The following is a 13,872-nucleotide window of genomic DNA, read 5'->3' as shown; positions in this document are numbered from 1 at the left end:
CTGTTCCCAGCAATGGAGCCTGACTGATGACTGCTTCCGCCGACGTCCTGTTCCGTCCGTTTCGCGTGCGCTCGCTGGAGCTTGCCAACCGGATCGTGATGGCGCCGATGACCCGATCCTTCGCGCCGGATGGCGTGCCCGGTGAAAACAATGCGGCCTATTACCGGCGCCGTGCCGAGGGTGGCGTCGGTCTGATCCTTTCCGAAGGCACGGTGGTCGATCGCCCCGCGTCGCGCAACGATCGGGGTATTCCCTTCTTCCATGGCGATGCGGCGCTGACCGGCTGGAAAGGCGTGATCGACGCGGTGCACGGCGCCGGCGGCAAGATGGGGCCGCAGCTCTGGCACACCGGGGCGGTCAAGAGCTTCCAGACCGAGTGGGAGCCGGAAACCGGGATCGAGAGCCCGTCCGGTCTCGTCGCGCCCGCCACCCCGCGCGGGCAGGCGATGAGCGAGGAGGATATCGCTGACACGATCGCCGCCTTCGCCCGCGCCGCCGCCGAGGCCAAGGCGCTCGGCTTCGATACGATCGAGGTGCATGGCGCGCATGGCTATCTGATCGACCAGTTCTTCTGGTCGGGCACCAACGAGCGGACCGATCGCTATGGCGGTGCCACGATCCGCGAGCGCTCGCGCTTCGCGGGCGAGGTGATCGCGGCGATCCGCGCGGCGGTCGGCCCCGATTACCCGATCATCCTGCGGGTCAGCCAGTGGAAGCAGCAGGAATATGCCGCGCGCCTCGCCGAGACGCCGGAACTGATGACCGACTGGCTGCAGCCCTTGGTCGATGCCGGGGTGGACGTGCTGCACTGTTCGCAGCGCCGTTTCTGGGAGCCGGAATTCCCCGAGATCGACGGCGAGAACGGCCTGAACTTCGCCGGCTGGGCGAAGAAGCTGACGGGTGCTGCGACGATCAGCGTCGGCTCGGTCGGCCTTTCGGGCGACTTCATGGCGGCATTCGGTGGCGAGGCCTCGACCAGTGTCGGGGTGGAGCGGCTGGTCGAGCGGATGGAGCGCGACGAGTTCGATCTGATCGCGGTCGGCCGCGCGCTGATCAGCGATGCCGACTGGGCGGCCAAGGTCCGCGTCAACGAGGCGCAGGGGCTGAAGGGCTTCCAGGCGGCGGCCTTGGCCGAGCTGGTCTGAGCTTGTGGGGCGCGCGGCTCCGTGCCGCGCGCCGTTCGCTTCGGGAGCGCTCAACCTGTCCGATTTGTAAGGCAACATTCCGTTTCGCGGCCGGTTTCCTCTCCTGCGGGACAATGAGGAGAAAGACCGTGAAGAAGCTGATCGCCCTTGCCGGCGTCGTGATGGCCGTGCCGCTCGCCGGCTGCGTGAGCGATGGTTATTATGGCGGGCCGGCCGGGCCGGGGCCGATCGCCTATGACGGCTTCTACGACGATTATTACGGCCCGATTTACGACGGCTATTGGGGCGACGGCGGCGCCTTCTACTACCGTACCAGCGAGCATGGTCATTGGCGGCACGACACTGGCGGCCATTTCCGGCACGACATGGGTCAGCCGGTCGGAGGTGGCCATGCCTTCCACCCGATGCACGGCAATTTCACACCGCCGATGGGCGGGCATGGCGGCGGCCGGCATCGCTGACGGCGACCGAGCCGGAGTGCGCGGGGCGCGTTACGCCTCGCGCAGCCGTGGCATCAACTCGACGAAATTGCAGGGCTGGTGGCGGATGTCGAGCTGGGTGGCGAGTATGCCGTCCCAACCGTCCTTCACCGCGCCCGTCGATCCGGGGAGCGCGAACAGGTAAGTGCCCCGCGCCACGCCCGCGCAGGCGCGCGACTGGATCGTCGAGGTGCCGATCTTGGCGTAGCTCAGCCAGCGGAACAGCTCGCCGAAGCCGGGAATCTCCTTGTCCCACACCTTCGCGAACGCCTCGGGCGTCACGTCGCGACCGGTGACGCCGGTGCCGCCGGTGGAGATCACGCAGTCGACTTGCGGGTCGGCGATCCAGCCGAGCAGGCGGCCGGCGATGAGTTCGGCATCGTCCTTCTCGATCGCCCGGTCGGCGAGGATGTGGCCGGCCGTGGTCAGCCGTTCGACCAGCGTGTCGCCCGATCGATCGTCCGCCGCCGTGCGCGTGTCCGAAACCGTCAGGACGGCGATGCGGACCGGCTTGAACGCGATGCTCTCATCCAGAGCCATCAGTTGTTGGCGATTGCCGAGCGCTGGACCTCGGCAGAGGCCGTGCCCGTCCGCACGCTCGCCTGTATGGTCGAGGGGAAGCGCGGCCAGGCGCCCTGCGCCAGCGCCTTCAGACTGGCGGTCTGCTCGCCGGACTGGCGCTGGTACATCCAGTAATTGCGCAGCACCGTCGTCACGTAGCCGCGCGTCTCGGCATAGGGGATGCTCTCGATATAGAGCAGCGGATCGTTCTGCGCGCGGTTGTTGATGTCCCAGCGGGCGACGGCGTTGGGGCCGGCATTGTAGGCGGCGATCACCTTGGGTAGCAGGCCGCCAGTCGCGTCGCGCAGCTGCTGCAGATAGGCTTGGCCATAGGCCATGTTGACCTGCGGGCTGGACAGGCTGGCGCGATCGACGGTGACGCCGGAACCGCGCTTGCGCTCGATCAGGTCGGCGGTGGTGGGCAGCACCTGCATCAGCCCGCGCGCGCCGGCGGGAGAGAGTGCGTCGGTGCGGAAGCGCGATTCCTGCAGCGTGTGGGCGAAGACCAGAGCCTTGTCGACCTGCCAGCCGCCCTGCGGCACCCAATTGGGGGCCGGATAGCGATCGGAGGCCTCGACGATCTCGCCGGTCGGGCAATTGTGCGCGAGCCAGATCTGGGTCGCCGGAAGATCGAGCCGGGCGGCGAGGTGGAGCAGCGACCTGTGCTCGTTGTCCGAACCGATCCGCGCCTGCCAGCGCAGCATCTCGTCGGCGAGGCCATATTCGCCGATCTCGGCCAGTGCGGCGGCGCGGCGGACGTCTGCATGGGTGGAGAGCGCGGTCCACTCCTCGACGGTGAGCTTGGGCGCGACGGCGGACGCGGGCACCGCCATGCCGAGCAGGCGCGCGGCGATCAGGCCGTAGAAGGTCTCCGGATTGCGCGCGGCGATGCGCAGGTGGCTCTGCACCGAGGAGAAATGGCCGCAGCTCGTCTCGGCGCGCGCGGCCCAGAAATGGCCGGCGGCGCGCATCGCGACGTCGCTGCCGTTGGCGGCGACGCGGGAGAAGGCGCCGTCGGCGGCCTTGCAATCCTGTTGGCGCCAGGCGGAAAGGCCCTGCACCCAGCTCGCCTGCACCGCCCATTCGCCGGGGCCGCGTGCGGCGACGCTGGCGAGGCGCGTGGCGTTGATGTCGTCGTTGTTGAGGAAGTAGCTCCAGGCGATGCGCTGCTGCCATTCGGTCTGCGCCTCGGGCGTCAGCTGCGTCATCGCGGCGTTGAGCAGGGCCTCGGCGCCCGCCGGATTGTCGGTCTTGAGCAATGGCCGCGCCTGCACGGTGAGGTTGGCGGCGGCGATGTCGCCGGAGGTCGCGCGGGCGGGCGTCCGGTTGGGAGCGCCGTTCACCCAGTCCAGATCGCGTGGGGTGGGCAAAGCGGGGAGGTCGGTAGCACCACGCTTCCTGGCGAGCAGCACCAGTTGCGGCGTCTGCGGCAGATCGGGCGCCGCGTTGATCAGGGCGACCAGATCGTCGCGTTCGACGCGCGGGCTGTTCTTGGCGAGGAACAGCTCGGCGCGCGCCACCGGGGTCAGCACGCCATCGGGCATTGCGGCGAGCGCGGCACTGGCATCGCTCCAGCGGCCGTCGCGGATCGCGCCGAACACACCTTCATAGGCCTGGCGCTGATCGGGGGTGAGGATCGCGCCGGAAGAGGAGGCGGTCACCGGCGCGGCGGCGGTGTAGGCGGGCGGGGTGGTGAGATCGGCGGCGGCCACGGCCGAGGCGGAGGTGCAGGCGAGAGCCAGCGCCCAGGCGCAAGAGCGGAACGTCACTGGCCGATAACTCCAAGCAGCAGGCGCATGTCCGCCCAGGCGCTCGCCTTCAGGGCGGGCATCCGGCGCAGGTGGCGCGGGTGAAAGGTTGCGATGGCGGGCACCGTGCCGCCGTCATGGTTAAACTCGCGTAAACCACCGCGATTTTGGAGAGCTTCCGGCCCGAACAGCCAGCGCGCCGGCTCGTCGCCGAAGACCATCAGCGCCTTTGGGCCAGCGAGCGAGACATGGCGACGCATCATTGCGGTGAGCGCTTCGCCCTGATCGGGCGCGATGCGGCCGGCGGAGCGGGCCGGGGAGAAGGGGGCGAGATAGATACGCTCGCGATCGAGGCCTACCGCAGCGACCATCGCATCGAACAATCGGCCGGCCTCTCCGGTGAAGAGTGCGGAGACATCGTCCGCATCGGGCATGTCTGCGACGATCATCAGCGCTGCGCCGGGCGTTCCGGAGGGCGCGATGCGGCGGCTTGGCGGGGCGGACTGGGGCGCGTAGTCCCCGATGGCGAGCAACGCGCGAAGGGCGTCGAGGCTGTCGGGGATCACGGCGGCTGGAACCGCGGCGGCTGGTGTCGAAACCCCCGGAGCCGGGCCTTCCGTCGGCCGCGCCACCCTGGCCGGTGCCGCCAGCCAGTCGCGCGGCTGTTCGTCGGCGATCGTGTCCAGCCCCGCCTCGGCCCACCAGCCGATCGCGCTGGCGATCACGTCCCGAAAGCGATGCTGCCCCCCATTAAGCATGTGCATCCCATGCCTTGCGGTTGACGTGGAGGTCAATCTCGGGAAACGCGGGGAGAGGTCAGAGCGTTAGGGGATTGCGCCGATCCGCAGATTTGTGCGGATTCCGTAGGGGTTGGCGCGCGGAAGGAGTGAGCATGTCGGATCGCGAATCGATGGAATATGACGTCGTCATCGTGGGCGGTGGCCCCGCGGGGCTGTCGGCGGCGATCCGGTTGAAGCAGCTCGCGGAGGCCGAGGGGCGCGAACTGTCGGTCTGCGTGCTGGAGAAAGGCTCGGAGATCGGCGCGCACATCCTGTCCGGCGCGGTGGTCGATCCGATCGCGCTCGACGAGCTGATCCCGAACTGGAAGGAGCTGGACAGCCCGATGACGGTGCCGGTCACCGACAACCAGCATTGGGTGCTGTCCAAGGCCGGCAAGTGGGAAATGCCCCACCTGATGATGCCGCCGTTCATGAACAACAAGGGCACCTACACGGTGTCGCTCGGCAATCTCTGCCGCTGGCTCGCTTCGCAGGCAGAAAATCTCGGTGTCGAGATATTCCCCGGCTTCGCGGCGGCCGAAGTGCTGTTCGACGAGGATGGCGCGGTGAAGGGCGTCGCCACCGGCGACATGGGCATCTCTCGCACCGGCGAGCATAAGGGCGACTATCAGCCCGGCATGGAGCTGCACGGCAAATACACCTTCTTCGCGGAGGGCGCGCGCGGGCATCTCACCAAGGAGCTGAAGCGCCTGTTCGATCTGGAGCGCGATTGCGATCCGCAGGTCTACGGCATCGGCCTCAAGGAATTGTGGGATATCGATCCTGCCAAGCACGTGCCGGGCCGCGTGATCCACACCCAGGGCTGGCCGCTCGACGATGCGTGGGGCGGCGGCTTCCTCTATCATCAGGCGAACAACCAGGTCGCGCTCGGCTTCGTGGTGGCGCTCGACTACAAGAATCCTTGGCTGTCGCCCTTCGAGGAATTCCAGCGCTGGAAGCAGCATCCGGAGATCAAGGCGATCCTCGAAGGCGGCCGCCGCGTCTCCTACGGCGCGCGCGCGATCAACGAGGGTGGCTGGCAGTCGGTGCCCAAGCTCATCTTCCCCGGCGGCGCGCTGATCGGCTGCTCGGCGGGCTTCGTCAACGTGCCGCGCATCAAGGGCAGCCACACCGCGATGAAGAGCGGGATGCTCGCCGCGGAGGCCGCGTTCGATGCGCTCAAGGCCGATCGCAAGCAGGACGAGCTGGCGAGCTATCCGGATGCGCTGAACGCCAGCTGGGTGGCGAAGGAGCTCAAGATGGTCCGCAATGCGGAGCCGGCGGTCGCCAAGTCCGGCGGCACGGTCGGCACGCTGGTGTCGGGCCTCGACCTGTGGATGCGCTATCTCAAGATCGGCCTGCCGCTCACGCTCAAGCACAAGCACACCGATGCGGAATCGCTCTGGAAGGCCAATCAGTGCCGGAAGATCGACTATCCCAAGCCCGATGGCGTGATCAGCTTCGATCGCCTGTCCTCGGTGTTCATCTCGGGCGTGAACCATGAGGAGGATCAGCCGGTCCACCTGACGCTCAAGAACGCCTCGGTGCCGATCGAGGTGAACCTCAAGGAGTTCGAGGCGCCCGAGCAGCGTTACTGCCCTGCCGGCGTGTACGAGATCGTGGGGCGCGACGAGGGCGATCCGCGCCTGCAGATCAACGCGCAGAACTGCGTCCACTGCAAGACCTGCGATATCAAGGATCCGACCCAGAACATCAACTGGGTGGTGCCGGAGGGCGGCGGTGGCCCGAACTATCCGAACATGTAAGTCCGTCTTCGCCGCTCCGGCATTTGCCGGTGCGGCGAAAGCGGCGCTTGCCACGGGCGGCCGGATCGACAAAGGTTCGGGCGGGGCGTCACCCGTATTGCCGAGCATGATATCGATGAATTTCTCCCGCCCGTTTCTCCTCGCCGCCCTGATGGCGGCGACGGCCATGACCCCCGCGACGGCCGACAATCCCAGGCGCGCAGCGAAGACGGACCCGGTGGTGGATTACGTCCGCGCCCGTGCCGCCGACGATCTGGGCGAGCTTTCCGTCGCGGCCAACGGCTATGCGGCGGCGGCGGCGCAGAATCCGGGCGACAAGATGCTCGCGCTCCGGGCCTATCGGCAGGCGGTGGCGGCGGGCGACATGGATCTGGCGCTGCGGGGCGCGCAGGCGCTCGACGCCGACAAGTCGCTGCCGCCGGACGGCACGCTGCTGCTGCTCGCCGATGCGGTCAACCGGAAGGACTGGAAGCGTGCGGACACGCTGGCCAACCGCGTGGTCGGCGAACGGCTGTTCGCTTTTCTGGTGCCGGCGATGCGCGCCTGGATCGCCTATGGCGCGCATGACGGCGATCCGCTCGCCCCGCTCAAGGCGCTGCCGCCGGGCAGCCTTTCCGAAACATACGGCAACGAGCATCAGGGCCTGCTGCTGATCGCGATGGGCAAGGAGGAGGAGGGCGTCGCCGCGATCAACGCGATGCAGCTTCCCGAAGGCGCGCGCGCATCCCGTATCCGCATCGCCGCCGCCGCCGAGCTGGACAAGCGGCGCAAGCGCGACGCCGCGCTCGCCATGCTGGTCGGCGACTCTCCCGCGATCGCCAAGGCGCGCGCGATCCTGACGGCAAAGCGCAAGCTGCCCGGCGCGATCGACACGCCGTCCGAAGGCATCGCCGAACTTTACGTGCGCGTGGCGGCCGATCTCAACCGCCAGCAGGCGGCGCCGCTGGCGCTCGGCTTCGCGCGGGTGGCGACGATGCTGGCGCCCGACGCCAGCGAGCCATGGCTGGTGACGGCGAGCCTGCTCTCGCTCGGCGGCGCGGACGATGCGGCGCTGGAAGCGGTGAACCATGTCTCGCCCGACGATCCCTTCGCCGGCGCCGCGCGCGACACGCGGTTGACCCTGCTGGTCCGCGCCGGCCGCAAGGACCAGGCGCTCGCCGAGGCGGAAGCGGCGGTGCGCGATCCCGCCGCGACGATTGGCGACTGGAGCCGGTACGGCGATCTGCTCTCCGCCTCGAAGCGGCCGGCCGACGCCGGGCAGGCTTATGACCATGCGCTGGCGATGGCCGGCGGTGACAAGGCCGCGGCCGAGATCGCCTGGCCGCTGCTGCTCCAGCAGGCCAATGCGGTGCTGGAAGCGGGCGACTGGCCGACCGCGCGGACCAAGGCCGCCCGTGCGCTGGCGCTGGCGCCGCAGCAGCCCGAAGTGCTGAACTTTCTCGGCTATTCCGAACTGGAGCATGGCGAGGATATTTCCGGCGCCGGGGCGATGATCGCCAAGGCCAGCGCGCTCGCGCCCGACAATCCCTCGATCACCGACTCGCTCGGCTGGTCCTGGTATCTGCGCGGCAATCTCGATCGCGCCATCCCGTTGCTGGAGCGCGCGGCGCAGGGGGCGCCGGCGGAAAGCGACATCAACGAGCATCTGGGTGACGCTTATTGGAAGGCCGATCGCAGGCTCGACGCCCGCTATGCGTGGCGCGCGGCGCTGGTCGCGGCCGACGATGACGAGAAGGCGCGGATCAAGGCCAAGATCGACAACGGGTTGACCGCCAAGCCGTGATGTTGACCGAGACTGCGTACGCCAAGATCAACCTGGCCCTGCACGTCCGCCGTCGGCGGGCCGATGGCTATCACGACCTCGAGACCCTGTTCGCCTTCTGCGTGGACGGGGATGAACTGACGGTCGCGCCGGCCGGTGGGCTGGGCCTTACCATCTCCGGGCCGTTCGGCGAGGGGCTTTCGGCGGGGGAGGACAATCTCGTCCTGCGCGCCGCCGCGATGCTGCGCGATGAGGCGGGTGTGGAGGCCGGTGCCACGATCCGGCTCGACAAGCGGCTGCCGATCGCATCGGGGATCGGCGGCGGATCGGCCGATGCGGCGGCTGCCTTGCGGCTGCTCGTGCGGCTATGGGATATCGATATCCCCGATACGGCGCTGCACGACATCGCGGCCCGCCTGGGCGCCGACGTTCCGGCCTGCCTCGTCTCGCGGAGCTGTCGCGGCGAGGGCAAGGGCGACGCGCTCGATCTGCTCGACGATGCGACCCTGCAGGGTGTGCCGGTGCTGCTCGTCAATCCGCGCGTTCCGGTGCCGACCGGGCCGGTCTTCCAGCGCTGGGACGGGACGGATCGCGGGGCGCTGGATGATGGCGATCCCTTCGCCGCCGCGCTGGCCGGCCGCAACGATCTGGAACCACCCGCCCGCGCGATGCAGCCTGTGATCGGCGAAGTGGTTGAGGCACTCTCCGTCGCGCCGGGCGTCCGCCTCGCGCGCATGTCCGGCTCGGGTGCTACCTGCTTTGCCCTTTTCGGCACAGCCGAAGAGCGGGATGGTGCCTATCGGGCGATAGAGAATCGTTTCCCCGATTGGTGGTTTCTGGCAACCTTCTTGCGGTGAGGCGACGAGCCTTACTGAGAGGTGACAAGGCGGCCGTTCCGGTTGCAGGATGCAACCCGAACCACGCTGCGGAGTTGCCCCTGGGGGAAGGAGAAGGCCGATGTCGATGTTCAGGCTCGAACTGGAAGGGCCCGTCGCACGGGTCGTCATTGATCGCGGCGAGAAGCGCAACGCGGTCCCGATCGCGCAGTGGAGCGCGCTGGAAAAGACGGTGAGCGAGGCTGCCGCTTCCGATGCGCGGCTGGTGATCATCACGTCGGCCGATCCCGTCAGCTTCTGCGCCGGCGCCGACCTCTCCGAAATGCCGGCGCTGATCGACGACGTGAAGAAGCGCCACATCTTCCGCGGCGCGATGACGAGCGCCCTGTCGCGCATTCGCGCCATCAACAAGCCGACGCTGGCGATCGTCGAGGGCGGCTGCTTCGGCGCCGGTGTCTCGCTCGCCATGGCCTGCGACATGCGGATCGCCGGGCCGAAATCGACCTATGCGATCACGCCCGCGCGCTTCGGCATCTCCTATCCGCAGCCGGACCTGATGCGACTGGCCGAACTGGTCGGGCCGGGGCAGGCGGCGCGCCTGCTGTTCACCGCCGCCTTCATCGATGCCGCGGAAGCGCACCGCATCGGGCTGGTCGAGATGGTCTGTCCGCAGGCGGCGACCGGCTGCGACGTGATCGACAGCATCGCCGGCAACGCCCCCTACAGCCTCTACGCGCTCAAGGCGACGCTGGCCGGGCGCTTCGGCGTCGACAAGCGCTTTGACGACGCCTTCGCCTCCGCTGATTTTCAGGAAGGCTGGAAGGCGTTCCGCTCCGGCCGCAAGCCCGACTTCGCCGGATGAGTGGAGAAGGGGTGGAAGCCTGGCAGACGATCGGCGCAGGTAGGGGGCAGGGCGGCATCCTGATCGTCGCCGACCATGCCTCCGCGCGAATTCCCGACGACATCGATCTCGGCATCCCGGCCGATGTGCTGACCCGCCACGTCGCGGTGGATATCGGCGTGGCGCCGCTGGCGCAGGCCCTGTGCGATCGGCTCAGCTGCGATGCGGTGCTCGGTGGCGTGTCGCGCCTGGTCTGCGACTGCAATCGCGAGGAGGATGCGCCAGGCCTCATTCCGCTCTCCAGCGACGGCATCGACATTCCGGGCAATCATCTGGATGCGGCCGGGCGCGAGGCGCGTCTGGCCCGCATCTTCCGGCCCTATCATGATGCCGTTGCGGCAGCGATTGCGCGGGGGCGGCCGGCGCTGATCGTCTCCCTGCACAGCTTCACGCCGAAGCTGGAGACGCGGCCAGAAGAGCAGCGCCCGTGGCAGATCGGCATCCTTTACAATCAGGACGAGCGCGCCGCGCGCATCGCGATTCCCTTGCTGGAGGCCGCCGGCATCGTCACCGGCGACAACCAGCCTTATTCCGGGCGCGTGCTCAACGCGACGATGAACCGCCATGCCGAAGGCGCCGGGATTCCCTATATCGGCATCGAAGTGCGGCAGGATCTGATCGGCGACGATGCCGGCGTGATGCTCTGGGCGGAACGGCTGGCGCCGATAATCGGCGCGAGTTGGGACAGTTTCGCCGACGCGATGGATGACGGCGCCCGCCGGCGGGCATAGGAAAGCGGGATGCGCATCCTCTTCCTCGCCGCCGCCCTGCTGACCCTGCCGCTCGCCGCCTGCGACAAGGATGCCACCTCCAGCAGCCATGGCGCGGTATCCGGCGATGGCGGCGCCACCATCCCCTGCGCGCTCGGCGGATCGGAGGCGTTCAAGCCCGATTGCACGGTCGAGCGGACGGCCGTGGCGGATGGCATCGTGCTGACCCTGCACCATCCCGATGGCGGCTTCCGCCGGCTGCAGGTCGCGACCGACGGGCGCGGCGTGATCACCGCCGACGGCGCGGACGCCGCCAACGTCAAGGTGGTTTCGCCCGGATCGATCGAGGTCACGGTCGGCGAGGATCGTTATCGCTTGCCCGCGACGGTGAAAGGGCAGACAGCCGGATCGCAATGACCGCACGCCCGATCCTCACCGCCGCGGAAACAAGGGCGGCGGAAGATGCGCTCTTCGCGCGCGGGATGCCGGTGTTCGATCTGATGGTGAAGGCGGGCCGTGCGGTCGCGGACATCGCCTGGGATCGCTTCGGCCCGTGTGAAACCCTGGTGTTGTGCGGCCCCGGCAATAACGGTGGAGACGGCTATGTGATCGCCGCGCGGCTGCGCGAACGCGGCGTGCGGGTGCGCGTCGCGGCCTCAGGCGAGCCGAAGACCGACGCGGCGCGGGAGGCGCGGGAGATGTGGAACGGGCCGGTGGAGCCGCTGGCGGGGGCGGCGTCCGCGCCGCTGGCGATCGACGCCCTGTTCGGCACGGGCCTCTCCCGGCCGCTCACCGATGAAATTGCGACATCCGCCGCGCGATTGCTCCTGGCCGCATCGTTTCGCGTCGCTGTCGATCTGCCGAGCGGCGTCGCGACCGACGATGGGGCGGTGCTCACCGCGCTTCCGGCCGTACACCTGACCGTCGCGCTCGGCGCCTTGAAGCGCGCGCACCGGTCGATGCCGGCGGTGGCGCAGTGCGGGAATGTCGTGGTCGCCGATATCGGCCTCGGCGATCTGCCGCACGGCGTGATGGAGATCGCGCGGCCGTCGATCGCGGCGCCGGGGCTGGACGCCAACAAATATACGCGCGGCAAGGTGGTGGTGGCGGCCGGCGCGATGCCGGGTGCGTCGCTGCTGGCATCGCTCTCCGCCCAGCGCGCTGGGGCGGGCTATGTCGAGCTGCTCGGCGCGGAGGGCGAGGCGCCGCCACACGCGCTGGTCCGCCGGGCATGGAACGATGCCGCGCTCACCGACAAACGGATCGGTGCGGTCGTGATCGGGCCGGGCCTCGGCATGGGCGAGGAGGCGCGGCGTCGGCTCGATCTCGTGCTGGCTGGCGATCGGCCGCTGGTGCTCGATGCCGATGCGCTGACGATGCTGGCGAAGGATGGACTGGGCCGCCTGAAGGGGCGCGCGGCGCCGGTGGTGCTGACGCCCCATGGTGGCGAATATGCGCGGCTCTTCCCCGATGCGCAGGGCACCGCGCTCGACAAGGCGCTGGCCGGGGCACGGGCGGCGGGCGCGATCCTGCTGCTCAAGGGCGCCTGCACCGTCGTCGCGCATCCCGATGGCCGTGCCGCGATCGGCGCGCCGGCACCCGCATGGCTGGCGAGCGCGGGGACGGGCGATGTCCTTGCCGGAATCCTCGGCACGATGCTGGCGCAGATGGACGATCCGTTCGCGGCGGCGCAGGCGGCGGTGTGGCTCCATTCGGAGGCCGGGCGGCGGGCGGGGCCGGCGCTGATCGCGGACGACTTGATCGCGGAGCTTCCAGGCGCCATTGCCGCCTGCCTGTGACCGACTCCCCCATCATCCGCCTGGCCGCGCGTGGCGACGGCATGACCGCCGATGGCCGCGCTGTGCCGCTCGCCGCGCCTGGCGACATGGTGCTCGGCGACGGTAGCGTCGTGCCCGGACCGCACCATCAGACGCCGCCCTGCCGCCATTTTCCGACATGCGGGGGCTGTACGCTCCAGCACGTCGATGACGCGGCCTATGCCGACTATCTCGTCGACCGCGTTGCCGCAGCGATGGGGCAGCAAGGGCTGACGGCGGAGATCGCACGCCCGCACCTTTCACCGCCGCGCACCCGGCGCCGCGCGTCGCTGCGCGCGGAGCGGATCGGGCGCAAGATCCTGCTCGGCTTCAACGAGGGGCAGAGCCGCAAGATCGTCGACCTGGCCGAATGCTGGATCCTGCTACCGGAGCTGTTCGCGCTGCTGGCGCCGCTGCGCGGGCTGCTGGCGATCCTGCTCGCCGACAAGCGCGGTTGTGGTGTCGAGTTGACCGTGGCGGATCAGGGAATCGACCTGCTGCTCACCGGCATCGATCCGGACGGGCTTGCCGCGATCGAGGCGATCAATGATTTCGCCCAGACCCATGGTCTCGCCCGCGTCTCCACGGACGGCGGCTATGGCGCCGAGGCGCGCTGGGAGCCGCGCCCTGCTACGGTGACGCTCGGCGGCGTGGCGGTGGGGTTGCCGGCGGGCGGTTTCCTGCAGGCGACAACGGACGGCGAGGCGGTGCTGCTCGGATCGGTCCGCGAGATCGTCGGGGGGGCGAAGGTGGTGGCGGATCTCTTCTCGGGTCTCGGCACCTTCGCGCTGCCGCTATCCGCAACGGCGAAAGTGCTGGCGGCGGAGGGCGCGCGCGATGCGATCCTGTCGCTCAAGGCGGCGGCGGGGCAGGCGGGGCGCCCGATCGTGGCCGATCACCGTGATCTGTTCCGGCGGCCTTATACGGCGGCCGAATTGTCGCGCTTCGGCGCGGTAGTGCTCGATCCGCCACGTGCGGGCGCCAAGGAGCAGACCGTCGAACTCGCGAAAGCGAAGCTGCCGCGCATCGCCTACGTGTCGTGCAATCCCGCCACCTTCGCACGCGACGCGAAGATGTTGGTCGATGGCGGATGGCGGCTGGACTGGATCAGACCGGTCGGCCAGTTCCGCTGGTCGACCCATGTCGAACTGGCGGCGAGTTTCCGCCGTCAGTGATTCCGGTGATCGCCGTCCGGATCGTGCGAGAAGACGCGGCCGACCGATTTCGCATCCTGCCCGACGCCATGGACGGTATTGCACGCCGTGACGAGCAGCGCGCCCGCCAGCAAAGCCAGAGTGGTGATGGTACGCATTAAGTCTCCCTCGCTCCGGGTTGCAGCATAGCGCAGACCCGGAACGAGGGGAATCC

The 13,872-nt window shown here is 69.1% G+C and carries 14 protein-coding genes; 10 read left to right on the top strand and 4 right to left on the bottom strand.

Annotated features, from left to right (window positions below; genetic code table 11):
* Positions 1-26 precede the first annotated feature (26 nt).
* Positions 27-1,145 carry an NADH:flavin oxidoreductase gene (locus tag QGN17_RS07400; RefSeq protein WP_281043847.1) on the top strand — a complete coding sequence of 373 codons (1,119 nt, stop codon included), beginning with the start codon at positions 27-29 and terminating at the stop codon, positions 1,143-1,145.
* 128 nt (positions 1,146-1,273) lie between these two features.
* The gene (locus QGN17_RS07395) at positions 1,274-1,606 is read left to right on the top strand and encodes a hypothetical protein (protein WP_281043846.1); all 333 of its coding nucleotides are present in this window, start codon (positions 1,274-1,276) and stop codon (positions 1,604-1,606) included.
* Between the two features lie 30 nt (positions 1,607-1,636).
* On the opposite strand, the gene moaB is transcribed toward QGN17_RS07395, so the two are convergent.
* From moaB to QGN17_RS07380, 3 genes are read right to left on the bottom strand one after another with little or no spacing between them, the layout of a single operon-like run.
* Positions 1,637-2,164 carry a molybdenum cofactor biosynthesis protein B gene (gene moaB, locus QGN17_RS07390; RefSeq protein WP_281043845.1) on the bottom strand — a complete coding sequence of 176 codons (528 nt, stop codon included), beginning with the start codon at positions 2,162-2,164 and terminating at the stop codon, positions 1,637-1,639.
* Complete coding sequence (locus QGN17_RS07385; protein ID WP_281043844.1) at positions 2,164-3,954, bottom strand: lytic transglycosylase domain-containing protein; 1,791 nt, start codon at positions 3,952-3,954, stop codon at positions 2,164-2,166. Before QGN17_RS07385 ends, moaB begins: the two co-directional genes overlap by 1 nt.
* A complete protein-coding gene (locus QGN17_RS07380; RefSeq protein WP_281043843.1) occupies positions 3,951-4,691 on the bottom strand; it encodes a uracil-DNA glycosylase family protein in 741 nt (246 codons plus the stop codon). Before QGN17_RS07380 ends, QGN17_RS07385 begins: the two co-directional genes overlap by 4 nt.
* Positions 4,692-4,825: 134 nt before the next feature.
* Here QGN17_RS07380 and QGN17_RS07375 point away from each other — a divergent pair, with 134 nt between their 5' ends.
* The 8 genes from QGN17_RS07375 to QGN17_RS07340 all read left to right on the top strand — a co-directional run bounded on the left by QGN17_RS07375 (position 4,826) and on the right by QGN17_RS07340 (position 13,679).
* The gene (locus QGN17_RS07375) at positions 4,826-6,478 is read left to right on the top strand and encodes an electron transfer flavoprotein-ubiquinone oxidoreductase (protein WP_281043842.1); all 1,653 of its coding nucleotides are present in this window, start codon (positions 4,826-4,828) and stop codon (positions 6,476-6,478) included.
* A 106-nt stretch (positions 6,479-6,584) separates the two neighbouring features.
* Positions 6,585-8,261, top strand: a complete 1,677-nt coding sequence (locus tag QGN17_RS07370; RefSeq protein WP_281043841.1) for a hypothetical protein — start codon at positions 6,585-6,587, stop codon at positions 8,259-8,261.
* Positions 8,261-9,097, top strand: a complete 837-nt coding sequence (locus tag QGN17_RS07365) for a 4-(cytidine 5'-diphospho)-2-C-methyl-D-erythritol kinase (RefSeq protein WP_281043840.1) — start codon at positions 8,261-8,263, stop codon at positions 9,095-9,097. Before QGN17_RS07370 ends, QGN17_RS07365 begins: the two co-directional genes overlap by 1 nt.
* A 100-nt stretch (positions 9,098-9,197) precedes the next feature.
* Positions 9,198-9,938, top strand: coding sequence for an enoyl-CoA hydratase/isomerase family protein (locus QGN17_RS07360; protein ID WP_281043839.1), 741 nt, complete (start codon positions 9,198-9,200; stop codon positions 9,936-9,938).
* Positions 9,935-10,708: an N-formylglutamate amidohydrolase gene (locus QGN17_RS07355; RefSeq protein ID WP_281043838.1), complete on the top strand. Its 774-nt coding sequence runs from the start codon at positions 9,935-9,937 to the stop codon at positions 10,706-10,708. Before QGN17_RS07360 ends, QGN17_RS07355 begins: the two co-directional genes overlap by 4 nt.
* 9 nt (positions 10,709-10,717) lie before the next feature.
* Positions 10,718-11,104 carry a hypothetical protein gene (locus QGN17_RS07350; protein WP_281043837.1) on the top strand — a complete coding sequence of 129 codons (387 nt, stop codon included), beginning with the start codon at positions 10,718-10,720 and terminating at the stop codon, positions 11,102-11,104.
* The gene (locus QGN17_RS07345; RefSeq protein WP_281043836.1) at positions 11,101-12,486 is read left to right on the top strand and encodes an NAD(P)H-hydrate dehydratase; all 1,386 of its coding nucleotides are present in this window, start codon (positions 11,101-11,103) and stop codon (positions 12,484-12,486) included. Before QGN17_RS07350 ends, QGN17_RS07345 begins: the two co-directional genes overlap by 4 nt.
* Positions 12,483-13,679 carry a class I SAM-dependent RNA methyltransferase gene (locus QGN17_RS07340; protein ID WP_281043835.1) on the top strand — a complete coding sequence of 399 codons (1,197 nt, stop codon included), beginning with the start codon at positions 12,483-12,485 and terminating at the stop codon, positions 13,677-13,679. Before QGN17_RS07345 ends, QGN17_RS07340 begins: the two co-directional genes overlap by 4 nt.
* Here the strand turns inward: QGN17_RS07340 and QGN17_RS07335 are convergent.
* Positions 13,673-13,816: an entericidin EcnA/B family protein gene (locus tag QGN17_RS07335; RefSeq protein ID WP_281043834.1), complete on the bottom strand. Its 144-nt coding sequence runs from the start codon at positions 13,814-13,816 to the stop codon at positions 13,673-13,675. The genes QGN17_RS07340 and QGN17_RS07335 overlap by 7 nt on opposite strands.
* Positions 13,817-13,872: the final 56 nt, after the last annotated feature.

Origin of the sequence: Sphingomonas oryzagri (assembly GCF_029906645.1) — a bacterium.
In the GTDB taxonomy this organism is placed as follows: Bacteria; Pseudomonadota; Alphaproteobacteria; order Sphingomonadales; family Sphingomonadaceae; genus Solisphingomonas; species Solisphingomonas oryzagri.
The sequence above is the reverse complement of the archived record's forward strand: the minus strand, read 5'-3'. Positions and strand labels throughout refer to the sequence as shown.

Excerpts from the sequence above, each read along its gene's own strand:
- moaB (WP_281043845.1), bottom strand. The coding sequence starts at position 2,164 with ATGGCTCTGGATGAGAGCATCGCGTTCAAGCCGGTCCGCATCGCCGTC.
- QGN17_RS07365 (WP_281043840.1), top strand. The coding sequence starts at position 8,261 with ATGTTGACCGAGACTGCGTACGCCAAGATCAACCTGGCCCTGCACGTC.
- QGN17_RS07355 (WP_281043838.1), top strand. The coding sequence starts at position 9,935 with ATGAGTGGAGAAGGGGTGGAAGCCTGGCAGACGATCGGCGCAGGTAGG.
- QGN17_RS07380 (WP_281043843.1), bottom strand. The coding sequence starts at position 4,691 with ATGCTTAATGGGGGGCAGCATCGCTTTCGGGACGTGATCGCCAGCGCG.
- QGN17_RS07350 (WP_281043837.1), top strand. The coding sequence starts at position 10,718 with ATGCGCATCCTCTTCCTCGCCGCCGCCCTGCTGACCCTGCCGCTCGCC.
- QGN17_RS07345 (WP_281043836.1), top strand. The coding sequence starts at position 11,101 with ATGACCGCACGCCCGATCCTCACCGCCGCGGAAACAAGGGCGGCGGAA.
- QGN17_RS07360 (WP_281043839.1), top strand. The coding sequence starts at position 9,198 with ATGTCGATGTTCAGGCTCGAACTGGAAGGGCCCGTCGCACGGGTCGTC.
- QGN17_RS07370 (WP_281043841.1), top strand. The coding sequence starts at position 6,585 with ATGATATCGATGAATTTCTCCCGCCCGTTTCTCCTCGCCGCCCTGATG.
- QGN17_RS07375 (WP_281043842.1), top strand. The coding sequence starts at position 4,826 with ATGTCGGATCGCGAATCGATGGAATATGACGTCGTCATCGTGGGCGGT.
- QGN17_RS07335 (WP_281043834.1), bottom strand. The coding sequence starts at position 13,816 with ATGCGTACCATCACCACTCTGGCTTTGCTGGCGGGCGCGCTGCTCGTC.
- QGN17_RS07400 (WP_281043847.1), top strand. The coding sequence starts at position 27 with ATGACTGCTTCCGCCGACGTCCTGTTCCGTCCGTTTCGCGTGCGCTCG.